Below are 11855 nucleotides of genomic sequence, written 5' to 3' on the forward strand. Positions count from 1 at the left end.
CGCCACCTCGGTCTTGCCGAAGCCGACATCGCCGCAGACCAGCCGGTCCATCGGGCGGCCGGAGGCGAGGTCGGCCATCAGCGCGTCGACCGCCGCCGCCTGGTCGGGGGTCGGGGCGAAGCCGAAGCCGGCGGCGAACCGCTCCATCTCGCTGGCCGGCGGCGCCAGGACCGGCGCCTCGGTCTCCCGGCGGGCCCGGGCGGCCTCCAGCATCAGGCGGGCGGTCCGCGCCATGGTGGCCTCGGCCTCCAGGCGGCGCCGGGGCCACGTGCCGCCGTCGAGCTTGTCGAGGGTGACGGCGTCGGGCTCCGACCCGTAGCGCCAGATCCGGTCGGCCTGCGTGACCGGCACCATCAGGATCGCGTCGCCGGCGAAGCGCAGGCGCAGGGCCTCGGAGGGCGCCCCGCCCTGCGTTGCCCCCGGCGCGGCACTCGGCGCGGCACTCGGCGCCGAGACGGGCTCCAGCCCCTCGAACACGCACAGGCCGTGGTCCCGGTCGACCGCCACGTCGCCGGGGCGCAGGTCGACCTCGCCCATCGGCAGGATCGCCCGGGCGCCGCCCGTGACGGCGGCCTCCGGACCGAACAGGTCGGCGGCGGCGATCACGCTGGCGCCCTGCTCGGGCACCCGGAAGCCGGCCGCCAGCGGGGCCTCCAGGGCGAGGACGTCGCCGGGCGCCGCCTCGGCCACGTCGGCCCAGGCGTCGATCAGCCGGATCGGGCGCTCGGCGATCTTGCCCGCCTGGCGCACGAGGCGCCGGAGCGGCCGGACCGAGCCGGCGAGCACGACGACGTCGCCGGCCTTCAGCCGCGCGCGCAGGACCTTGGCGAAGGCCGTGCCGGGCCGGCGCTCCCCGGCGAAGCGCGGCATGGCGCGCGGCTCCCCGGCCGCCTCGGTGGCGGTGAGCCGGCCGTGGGCCGCCACGATGGCGCGCCACGCCTCCGGCGCCAGGTAGAGGCCGGCGCCGGGCCCCGCCGGCGCGTCGCGGCCCTTCATCCGGCCCCGCGCCTCGTCCATCTGCTCGAAGAACGCGTCGATCCGGGCCTGCGTGCCGTCCTCGACCGCGAGGCGCGCCTCGGGCACGTAGTCGAGGAGCGTCACGAGGCGCGGGTAGTAGCGGTCCAGGCGGTGCTCCTGCCCGGTGAACGGCTCGAAGCTCTGGCCGGAACCGGGCTCCAGGATGATCTCGGTGGCCGGGTCGATGACGAGTTCGTCGGCCTCCGCCACCGAGCGCTGCGAGATCGGGTCGTAGGAGCGGATCGCGGTGACGCGGCCCTCCGCGTGCTCGATCCGGCACGGCCGCGGCGCGGCGGCGGGGAACACCTCCACGGTGCGCCCGCGGACGGCGATCTCGCCCGGCTCGTCGACCCGCTCGTCGAGGATGTAGCCGAGGCGCTTGAGGTCGGCGGTGGCGGCCGCGACGTCGAGGGGGTCGCCGACCCGGAGCGTCACGCGGGCCGAGGCCCAGGTCTCCGGCGGCGGCACGCGCTGCACGAGGGCGGGGGCGGTCGTCAGAACGAAGTCCGGCAGCGCGTCCCGGTCGGTCAGCCAGCGCATCACGGCGGCCCGGGCGCCCATCGTCGCCCGCGACGGCGAGGCGTGGTCGAAGGGCAGGCAGTCCCACTCGGGATAGACCGCGACCCGCGCGTCGGGCTCCAGCGCCCGCAGGGTCGCGGCGAGATCCTCGAGGCGGCGGGCGTCCCGGGCGACGTGCACCACCGGCCCCGGCCCCTCGGCGAAGGCCAGGAGCGCGACCGCCAGGGCGCCGGTGGGCATCAGCGGCGCGTCCTCCAGCCCCTGCTGGGCGCCCGCCTTCGTCCTGCGCTTGGCCATGCCTGATCCGAACCCATCCCTTGTGAGCCGGCAACGCCGCACCCGCCCCGCGGGCTCCCGACCGCGGCGATCCGATCCACAAGAGCCGCGCGGCGCCCGCCGGATCGCGTCGCGCGGCTCCGACGGGCGCCGCAGGACGAGATCCCGGCAGGTGCCCGAAGCCCGGTCGGCCGCACCGGCAAGACTTGGACGGCGACCGTGAAACCGCGCCGCCGCCGACAATTTGAGATGAATGTCGAGTATTGGACGAATGCGGAATGCTTGCGCTGGTCCCGCCGTCGGACGCGTGATGCAGAGTTTCACTAGGGAGAAGCGGGAGCGTAGGCTATGACGACCCCGTGTCGCCGAACGAGACAATACCCCGCCCGTCGGGTTTCGAGCCCCGGCATCCCCAGCGGCTCGCCGCCTTGCGCGCCTACGCGATCCTCGATACGCCACCGGAGCGCGCGTTCGACGAGATCGCCGAGATGGCCGCCCAGGCCTGCGGCACGCCGATGGCCCACATCAACTTCGTCGACGCCGACCGGCAGTGGATCAAGGCCGCGTTCGGCCACGCCGCCCGGACGATGCCGCTCGATTTCGGCTTCTGCACCGAGGCCATGCGCGCGGACGGCGTCCTCGTGCTGCCCGATCTGGCCGCGGAGCCGGAGAGCGCCGCCAACCCCCTCGTGACCGGCGAACCGCACCTGCGCTTCTACGCCGGCGTGCCCCTTGTGACGCCGGACGGCTGGGCGATCGGGACGCTCTGCGTCCTCGACCGCGTCCCGCGCACGCTCACCGACCAGCAGCGCTTCATCCTGATGGCGCTCGCCCGGACGGTGATGACGCAGCTGGAATCCCGGAACGCCGAGGCGGCCCTGCGCCGGAACGAGGAGCGCTACCGCTCGCTGTTCACCTTCATCGATGCCGGCTTCTGCCTCATCGAGGTGAAGTTCGCCGACGGCGACCGGCCCGTCGACTACCGCTTCCTGGAGGTCAACCCCGCTTTCGAGCGGCAGACCGGCCTGCGGGAGGCGGTGGGCCGCTGGATGCGGGACCTCGCCCCCGACCACGAGCAGCACTGGTTCGACCTCTACGGCCGGGTCGCCCTGACCGGCGAGCCGGTCCGGTTCGAGCAGGCCGCCGCGGCGCTGGGCCGCTGGTACGACGTGCACGCCTACCGGGTCGACGGGCCGGCGCGGAACCGCGTCGCGATCCTGTTCAACGACATCACCGAGCGCCGCCGGGGCGAGAACGCGCTGCGGGCCCGCGAGGCGGAGCTCCGGCTGGTCGCGGACGCGATGCCGGTCCTGATCGCCTTCATCGACCGCGACCTGACCTACCGGTTCGCGAACGCCGCCTACGAGACCTGGACCGGCCAGACCCCCGACGCCGTCGTCGGGCGGACCGTTCGCGACCTCCTCGGCCCCGGCGCGTTCGAGGCCCGACGCGCCGGCATCGAGCGGGCGCTCGCCGGTCAGGAGGTCCGCGAGGAGTGGGCCTGGACCTTCCCGAACGGGCAGGCCCGGATCGCCGACACCCGCTACCTCCCGCGCCGCGGACCGGACGGAAGCGTCGACGGGTTCTACGTCTTCGCCCACGACGTCTCCGAGCGGAAGCGGAACGAGGTCCTGCTCCAGTCCCGGGCGGAGCACCTGGAGGCGCAGGTCGCCGCCCAGACCCGCGACCGCGACCGGGTCTGGACGCTGTCGCCGGTGCTGAAGCTCGTCTCGGACCGGACCGGGCAGGTCCAGTCGGTGAACCCCTCGTGGAGCCGGGCGCTCGGCTGGTCCGAGGCCGAGACGATCGGGCGGGCGGCCCTGGACTTCCTCGCCCCCACCGAGCGCGCGGCGGCGGAGGCGGCGCTGCGCCCGCTCTGCGCGGACAGCCGGGTCGAGGATGTGGAACTGTCGTGCCTGACCCGCGCCGGCGACCGGCGGCGGGTGCTCTGGACCGTCGTGCCGGAGGACGGGCTGTTCTACGGCTTCGGGCGCGACATCACCGAGCAGCGCCAGGCCGAGGAGGCCCTGCGCCAGTCCCAGAAGCTCGAGGCCATCGGCCAGCTCACCGGCGGGGTGGCGCACGACTTCAACAACCTCCTGACCATCATCCGATCCTCCGTGGAGTTCCTGCGCCGGCCGGAGCTGGCCGAGGAGCGCCGGCGCCGCTACCTCGACGCCGTCTCCGACACGGTCGACCGGGCGGCCAAGCTCACCGGCCAGCTCCTCGCCTTCGCCCGGCGCCAGGCGCTGAAGCCCCAGGTGTTCGACATCGGCGCGCGCCTGCGCAGCATCGCCGACATGCTCGACTCGGTCACCGGCGCGCGCATCCGCGTCACCATCGACCTGCCGGAGACACCCCGCTACGTGCGCGCCGACGAGAGCCAGTTCGAGACCGCGCTGATCAACATGGCGGTCAACGCCCGCGACGCCATGGACGGGGAAGGGTCACTGATCCTGCGGCTGGAGGGCGACAGCCCGATGCCGCCGATCCGCGGGCATGCCGGCGCGACGGGGCCGTTCGTGGCCGTGCGGGTCTCCGACACCGGCGCCGGCATCCCCGACGCGGATCTGGGGCGGATCTTCGAGCCGTTCTTCACCACCAAGGAGGTCGGCAAGGGCACCGGCCTCGGCCTCAGCCAGGTGATCGGCTTCGCCAAGCAGTCGGGCGGCGACATCGACGTGGCGAGCGCGCTCGGCCACGGCACGACCTTCTCGCTCTACCTGCCGCAGGTCGAGGCCCCCGCCGCGCCGTCCGAGGCCGACCGCGCGTCCGACCGGGCGGCGGAGCCGCGGCGGGGCCTGTGCATCCTCGTCGTGGAGGACAATCTCGGGGTCGGGCGCTTCTGCACCCAGATCCTGGAGGATCTGGGCCACGCGCCGGTCTGGGCGAAATCCGCCGAGGAGGCGCTGGCCGAGCTCGACCGGGCGCCGGACCGGTTCGACGTGGTCTTCTCCGACGTGGTCATGCCGGGGATGGGCGGCTTCGCCCTCGCCCGGCAGCTCCGGACCCACCGTCCCGACCTGCCGGTGGTGCTGACGTCGGGCTACAGCCACGTCCTCGCCAAGGACGACGCCCACGGCTTCGCCCTCGTGCGCAAGCCCTACTCGGCCGAGCAGCTCGCCCAGATCCTCTACGAGACGGCGCAGCGGGGGCGGCAGCCGGCCTCCCGGGCCCGACCCGCCGTCGGCTCCGATTAACAGACTTCGCTAGAATTCATCCGCGGTCTGGACGGCAATATTCCCGCGGATCCGATCCGGCTGTAGTCTATCGCCCATCGACCGCCGGGGCCTCGACCGCCATGCCGCTGACCGGACGTTTCTGGTTCCGCCGGACCTGGACCGGCAAGCTGATCCTGCTCGTCGAGGAGGAGCGCGGGCGCTGGTTCCGGCGCCGCCTCGGCCGCACCCTGCGCTGGCGCGACGCGCGGCTGCTCGACCTCGCCGAGGGGCCGCTGCGGGGGCTGATGACGTTGGAGCGGACCTACCGCGCCGAGTTCGGCCCCGGCGAGCCGCGCCGCCCCGCCGGCCTCGCGGCGGTCCCGGCCGGGCTGGCCCTGGCGCGCGGCGGACCGGAGCCAGGAACAAGGCCGCCCCTGTCGGGTTGACGGGAGGCAACACAGCGACGGCGTCGCTGTCTTGCAGCCCCTCGTGGGCGTTTCCTCCCTAGACTTCCGGACCGTTCTCCCCGGGGACGGTCCTTTTTTTGCTGTCCACCGCCAGTGCTCGACGGAGCCCGCGACGGACAGTTCTCAAGAATCTCTCAGAAAGTCTTCCCGCCGCCCTGGGTGTCGCCCGCGACGGCCTCGAGGGCCAGCAGCGCGAAGGTCGCGAGCCAGTGCTCGCCCATGTAGTCGCCGGTGACGTGCGGGAGGCCCGCCGCGAGGTGCGCCTCCGCGGCCGCGCGGAGTGGCGGCCGGCGGGGATCGTCCGGACCGAGGGACGCGGCGAGCGCGCGGAAGCACCACGCGCGGCTGAGGTTCAGCCCGTCGAGATGGGCGATCTTCCCGTCCGAGCGGTCGGTCACGCGGGCCGGGCGGAACAGGGTCGCCGGCCGGGACGCCGCGAGACCGGGCAGGAACCGGTCGAACCAGGGCGCGAAGCGCGCGGGCGGCAGCAGGCGGCGCATGCACTCCGCCTCGATCAGCGCCGAGGAGAGGAAGTCGTCGCCGCTAGGCTCGCCCCAGGCCGGGCAATCCGCGTCGTCCCCGTACCAGCGGACGGCGGTGTCGCGCAGCAGGGCAATCAGCGCGGCATCCCCGGCGCCCTCCGCGTAATCGGCCGCCAGGCGCAGCGCGAAGGCGGTGTTGAAGTGGGTCCCGACCCGCACCGGGTAGGTCGCCACCGGCAGGAACTCCGCGAATCGACCGACGATCAGCCCGGCCAGCGGCGCCAGGGCCTCGGACCAGCGGCGCTCCGGGAGCGCGGAGAGTTCGTCGGCGAGCTTCAGGAGCCAGCCCCAGCCGTAGGGCCGCTCGAATCCCCGGGCGGTCGGGGCGGCGAAGTAGGCGCATTCCCCCGCCACCGTCCCGGGGGTCAGCTGCGCGTCGAACCGGGCGCGGATCGCCGCGGCCTGCGGGCCGTCCGGGAACAGCCGCAGCACCCGCGCCAGCAGCCACGTGCCGTGGACGCAGGAATGCCAATCGTAGCTGCCGTGGAAGGCCGGGTGCAGGGCCGCGGGAGTGCGGGCATCGGCCGGCCCGGCCAGGACGTGCCCCGGCTTGTTCGGATACTCGCGGCCGACATGGCCGAGGGCGACGGCGGCGAAGCGCGCGGCGAGGTCGGGGGTGAGCGTGGGGGTGAGCGTCGGGGTGAGCGCGGGCATCATCGCGGCATTCCGGCGGGGACTTGGCGGGGACTTGGCTGAGACTTGGCGGGGATTCTGCGACCGCCGGCATAGCGGGTTTCCCGGTGCGGCGTCAGGGCCCGCGGATCCTTTGCCGGCGCGGCCCCGGATCGGCTATCGCGAAGGGCCGGGCCGGACGCGCCGGCCTCACCGGGAGTCCCCATGCGCCGCGCGCCGCCCGCCGCCCTCCTCGTCGCGGCCCTGTCGGCCGCCGCGGCACCGGCCGCCGCCGCGCCGGACCCGAGCCGCGACGTCCTGTGGGCGGCCCTGAAGACCTGCGTGCTCGCCAAGCGGCTCGCCAACCGGACCTTCCCGTGCCTCTCGGTCGATCTCGGGGACGGGACGCGGCCGGGCTCGGCGGTCCTGCGCGCGCCCGGCGAGCCGACCCACAGCGTCGTCATGCCGACCGACACCGTGCCGGGCCTGGAGGCGCCGGTCCTGCGCGGGCCGCGGGGCGCGGCCTACTGGCGGGCGGCCCTGGCGGCGCGGCCGCTCGTGTCGGACGCGCTGAAGGGGAGGCTCACCCCCGCGGAGGTCGGGCTCGCGGTCAACTCGGCCCGGGGCCGCAGCCAGGACCAGCTCCACATCCACCTCGACTGCCTGAAGCCGAGCGTGCTGAAGGCCGTCCGGGCGCACGGCCGGCAGGTGCGCCACACCTGGAGCCGCTTCCCGGTGCCGCTGGCCGGCGACCGCTACTACGCCCTGCGCGTGCCGGAGGCGGAGGCCGCGCAGTTCAACCCGTTCGCGGCCCTTCACACCCTGCCGGGCGCCCGGCCCGACCTGCACCGGACGAGCTTCGCGGCGCTCGCCACGCCCCCCGGCGATCCCGAGCCGGGCTACATCCTGCTGGCCTACCGGGCGCCGAGCGCCAGCGCCGAGGACGTGATGGACCATAGCTGCGCCGTCGCGGCCGCCCGGGGCGGCGCCTGAGCGGTCCGGGTCACCGGCTCAGCCCCTCCGCGCGGTAGAAGCCGGCCAGGGCGGCCCCCGTGGCCAGCCGGATCTTGGGCAGGGCGATGCGGTCGAACAGGGCCGCGTCGCGCGCGCGGTTCCCGCGTTCGGTGACGGCGATGTGGCGGATCATCGCCCATTTCACGCTGTCCCGGCCGCCGTCGAGGACGCCAGGCCGGTCACGCACGAACCACGACCGGCGCAGGTAGCGGATCAGGCCGGTGGCGGTCGGGACGTCGAGGAGGATCACGCCCGTCGCCCGCGCCAGACGCTGCGGCAGGCACCGGGCGTAGGTGCCGTCCATGACCCAGCGGGGCTCGCGGACCGCCGCGTCGTGCAGGGCCTGGAACTCCGCGAAGGGCCGCGGCTCCCAGTCGGTGCCCGGCCGGTGGTACAGCCGGTCGAGGTGGACCGGCGGCAGGCCGCGCGCCCGCGCGACGGCGACCGCCAGGGTGGACTTGCCGCTGTTCGACGGTCCCAGGATGCAGAGCCGCGGGCCGAGCGCGTCGAGGGTCACGGCGGCGTCACGGCGACCGCGGCGGCGGCAGCGCGTCGAGCAGCTGGCGCAGGAACGCCCGCACCGCCCGGGGCAGCCGCCGGTCGCGCATGGCCTGGACCTTGATGCCGCGGGCGAGGCTCGCCCGGGACTGGATCGGCAGGCTGACCAGCTCGTTGAGGCGCAGGGGCGTCCGGACCGACAGGGCCGACATCAGCGCCAGCCCGCGCGACCGCCGCACGAAGGGCAGCAGCGCCGAGAGCTTGTTGGCGGTCAGCACGGGCTCGACCGTGAGGCCCTCGTGCGCGCAGGCGGCGTCGAAGACCTGCCGCAGGGTCGTGTCCCGGGTCGGCAGGGCGACGGGATAGTGCAGCAGGTCGACGAGGCGCAGGGCCGGTGCCCGCGCGAGGGGGTGGTCGGGGGCGGCCAGCGCCAGCATGTCGACCTGCCCGTCGTAGAGAACCTCGACCTGCGCGGTTGGCGTCAGCGCGAAGGTGATCCCGAGATCGGCATCCCCCGCCGCGACCGTCTGGGTGACCTGGGCCGGGGGCTGGACCGTGACCTCGAAGCGGATGCCGGGATGGTCGGCGTGGAAGGCCGCGATCGCGTTCGGCACGATGTCGAGGGAGAAGCCCTCGGAGCAGGCGACCCGGATCAGCCCGCGGGCGAGCCCTTCGAGCTCCCGGATCTCGGTGACCACCTGCTCGGAGCGGATCAGCACCTGATGGGCGTGCTGCGCCAGGAGCTCCCCGGCCGGGCTCGGCACCATGCCGCGCGGGCGCCGCTCGAACAGCACGCAGTCGAGTTCGGCCTCGAGGTTGGCGATCTGCCGGCTGATCGCCGAGGCCGCGACGTTGAGCTGGGCCGAGGCCGCCGCGATCGAGCCGGTGCGGGCCACGGCCAGGAAGTAGCGCAGGCCCGTACTCTGCATTATCGTGCTCGATACGCTGTATGGTGCCGCGCACATTGCCGATACGGCAACGCAGCACTCGCCAAATTCTACTTGTTGCGATCCCAGATGCACAACACCATGGCAGGGTGAAAAACGCGGCACCCGCGGAACCGTCCGCCGGGCCTGTCCGCCGCGCCGTCGGAGCCTGCATGCCGCTACGGACTCTCACCCGGGCCGCCACCCTGGCCGCCTCGCTCGCCGCACTGATGGCCGCGCACCCGGCGCTCGCCGGCAAGGCCGACGACACGCTGGTCTACGCCTCCGACAGCGAGCCCGAGAACGTCAGCCCGTACCACAACAGCGCCCGCGAGGGCGTGATCCTGGCCCGGAACTGCTGGGACACGCTGCTGTACCGGGATCCCAAGGACGGCACCTACAAGCCGATGCTGGCGACCGCCTGGACATGGGCGGACGACACGACCCTCGACCTCACGATCCGCGAGGGCGTGGTCTTCCACAACGGCGACCCGCTCGGGCCCGAGGACGTGGCCTTCACGTTCAACTACGTGCTGACCCCCGAGGCGCGCACGGTCACCCGCCAGAACGTCGACTGGATGAAGTCGGTGGAGGTGACCGGCCCGCACAGCGTGCGCATCCACCTCAAGGCGCCGTTCCCGGCCGCGCTCGAGTACCTCGCCGGCCCGACCCCGATCTTCCCGGCGAACTACTTCAAGAAGGTCGGCCTCGACGGCTTCGCCAAGGCGCCGGTCGGCAGCGGACCCTACCGGATCACCAAGGTCGACAGCGGCCGCGGCGTCAGCATGGAGCGGTTCGACAAGTACTGGGCGGAGAGCCCTCTGGGTAAGCCGAAGATCGGCAAGCTGCAGTTCCGCGTCATCCCGGACGGCGAGAGCCGGATGGCCGAGCTGATGACCGGCGGCGTCGACTGGATCTGGCGGGTGCCGAGCGACCAGGCCGAGCAGCTGCGCGCCGCGCCCAACATCACGGTCCTCAATTCCGAGACGATGCGGGTCGGCTTCCTGCAGTTCGACACGCTCGGCCGCGCCAAGGAGAACTCGCCGCTCAAGGACGTGCGCGTCCGGCAGGCGATCTCCTACGCCATCGACCGCAAGGCGATGGTCGACAACCTCGTGCGCGGCGCCTCGCGGGTGATGAACGCGCTGTGCTTCGTCGACCAGTTCGGCTGCACCGACCAGGGGGTGATGCGCTACCCCTACGACCCCGCCAAGGCCAAGGCGCTGCTCAAGGAAGCCGGCTACGGAAACGGCTTCGAGATCGACCTCGGCGCCTATCGCGAGCGCGACTACGCCGAGGCGGTGATCGGCTATCTCGGCGCCGTCGGCATCAAGGCGCGGCTCAACTACCTGCGCTACGCGGCGTTCCGGGACGCGCTGCGGGCCGGCAAGACCTCGATCGGCTACCAGACCTGGGGCTCGTTCTCGGTGCTGGACGTCTCGGCCTTCGACGGGGTGTATTTCCGCGGCGGCGAGGAGGATCTGACCAAGGATCCGCAGGTAATCGCGGATCTGCAGAAGGGCGACGGCTCGACCGACCCGGAGACGCGCAAGGCCGCCTACGCCAAGGCGCTCCAGCGGATCGCCGCGGAAGCCTACGCGCTGCCGATGTTCTCCTACTCGACCAACTACGCCTTCACGTCGGACCTCAACTTCACCGCCCAGCCCGACGAGGTGCCGCGCTTCTACGCGGCGTCGTGGAAGTGACGGCGGTGGCCGCGGCGCGCCGAGCCCCCTCTCCCGTGCGGGAGCGGGTTGGGGTGAGGGGCCCGGTCAGTCCGGAGAGGTCGCATCCCTCACCCTGTCCCTCTCCCGCACGGGAGAGGGGACCCGCGATCGGTCCGGATGCCGTGAGCGCCGACCGATCCGTCTCCGATCGCCACGAAGGAGCCTGAGCCATGCTGGCCTTCACGGTCCGGCGCGTGCTGGTCGCCCTGGCGGTGGCCGTCACCGTCTCGGTGGCGAGCTTCCTGCTCCTCCACCTCTCGGGCGACCTCGCCACCGCCATCGCCGGCCCGGAGGCCACGGGCCCCCAGATCGCGCAGATCCGCCGGGATTACGGCCTCGACCAGCCGCTGCTGACCCAGTTCCTCACCTGGGGCTGGCGGGCGCTGCACCTCGATTTCGGCAACTCCTTCTATTTCCGCGAGAGCGTGATCGACCTGCTGGCCGCCCGCCTGCCGATCACCCTCTACCTCGGCATCATCGCGCTGGCCGTCGCGCTGTTCGTGGCGATCCCGCTCGGCGTCGTCGCCGCCGTGAAGCGGGACACGTGGATCGACCGGACGGCACTGGCCGTCTCGGTGCTCGGCCAGGCGATGCCGAGCTTCTGGTTCGGCCTGACGCTGATCCTGATCTTCTCCGTCAATCTCCGCTGGCTGCCGGTCTCCGGCAACGCCACGTGGAAGAACTTCGTCCTGCCCGCGGTGGCGCTCGGCTACTACGCGATGCCGGCGGTGATGCGCCTCACCCGCAACGGCATGCTGGAGGTGCTGGCCTCCGACTACGTCCGCACCGCCCGCGCCAAGGGGCTGCCGCCCCGGAAGATCCTGGTCCGGCACGCGCTGCGCAACGCCGTGATCCCGGTGATCGCCCTGTCGGCGGTGCAGTTCGGCTTCATGCTCGGCGGCTCGATCGTGATCGAGGCGGTGTTCTCGCTCCAGGGCCTCGGGCAGCTCGCCTGGGAATCCATCGCCCGCAACGACTTCCCCGTCGTCCAGGCGATCGTGCTGGTGCTCGCCATGATCTACATCGGCCTGACGCTCGCCGCCGACCTCCTGAACGCCTTCCTCGACCCGCGCCTGCGCCAGTCGTGAGGATCCGC

The 11855-nt window shown here is 73.4% G+C and carries 9 protein-coding genes; 5 read left to right on the forward strand and 4 right to left on the reverse strand.

Annotated elements, in window-relative coordinates; all coding sequences use genetic code 11:
* A partial coding sequence (locus ACTJK8_RS11070) for a CarD family transcriptional regulator (RefSeq protein WP_440761933.1) occupies positions 1-1833 on the reverse strand: 1833 nt, incomplete at its 3' end.
* A gap of 338 nt (positions 1834-2171) precedes the next feature.
* Between ACTJK8_RS11070 and ACTJK8_RS11075 the strand changes: the two genes are divergently transcribed.
* Together ACTJK8_RS11075 and ACTJK8_RS11080 are read left to right on the forward strand one after the other, a co-directional pair.
* On the forward strand, positions 2172-5012 hold the full coding sequence (locus ACTJK8_RS11075; protein WP_012321307.1) for a PAS domain-containing protein: 2841 nt from the start codon (positions 2172-2174) through the stop codon (positions 5010-5012).
* Between the two features lie 101 nt (positions 5013-5113).
* Entirely contained in the window at positions 5114-5419 is a 306-nt protein-coding gene (locus ACTJK8_RS11080) for a hypothetical protein (RefSeq protein WP_012321306.1), read from the forward strand.
* A gap of 155 nt (positions 5420-5574) precedes the next feature.
* On the opposite strand, the gene ACTJK8_RS11085 is transcribed toward ACTJK8_RS11080, so the two are convergent.
* Positions 5575-6639, reverse strand: coding sequence for a DUF2891 domain-containing protein (locus tag ACTJK8_RS11085; protein ID WP_182178227.1), 1065 nt, complete (start codon positions 6637-6639; stop codon positions 5575-5577).
* 180 nt (positions 6640-6819) lie between these two features.
* On the opposite strand from ACTJK8_RS11085, the gene ACTJK8_RS11090 reads away from it, so the two are divergent.
* Entirely contained in the window at positions 6820-7587 is a 768-nt protein-coding gene (locus ACTJK8_RS11090) for a CDP-diacylglycerol diphosphatase (RefSeq protein ID WP_053622582.1), read from the forward strand.
* 10 nt (positions 7588-7597) lie between these two features.
* Here ACTJK8_RS11090 and ACTJK8_RS11095 read toward each other — a convergent pair whose 3' ends face one another.
* Together ACTJK8_RS11095 and ACTJK8_RS11100 are read right to left on the reverse strand one after the other, a co-directional pair.
* On the reverse strand, positions 7598-8125 hold the full coding sequence (locus ACTJK8_RS11095) for an AAA family ATPase (protein WP_053622583.1): 528 nt from the start codon (positions 8123-8125) through the stop codon (positions 7598-7600).
* A gap of 7 nt (positions 8126-8132) precedes the next feature.
* Positions 8133-9035 (reverse strand): LysR family transcriptional regulator, encoded by a 903-nt coding sequence (locus tag ACTJK8_RS11100; protein ID WP_024828820.1) that lies wholly within the window; start codon positions 9033-9035, stop codon positions 8133-8135.
* 170 nt (positions 9036-9205) lie between these two features.
* Here ACTJK8_RS11100 and ACTJK8_RS11105 point away from each other — a divergent pair, with 170 nt between their 5' ends.
* A complete protein-coding gene (locus tag ACTJK8_RS11105; protein ID WP_012321301.1) occupies positions 9206-10738 on the forward strand; it encodes an ABC transporter substrate-binding protein in 1533 nt (510 codons plus the stop codon).
* A 191-nt stretch (positions 10739-10929) separates the two neighbouring features.
* A complete protein-coding gene (locus ACTJK8_RS11110; RefSeq protein WP_012321300.1) occupies positions 10930-11847 on the forward strand; it encodes an ABC transporter permease in 918 nt (305 codons plus the stop codon).
* Positions 11848-11855 lie beyond the last annotated feature (8 nt).

The organism is Methylobacterium sp. 22177 (genome assembly GCF_052045615.1).
Taxonomy (GTDB): domain Bacteria; phylum Pseudomonadota; class Alphaproteobacteria; order Rhizobiales; family Beijerinckiaceae; genus Methylobacterium; species Methylobacterium radiotolerans.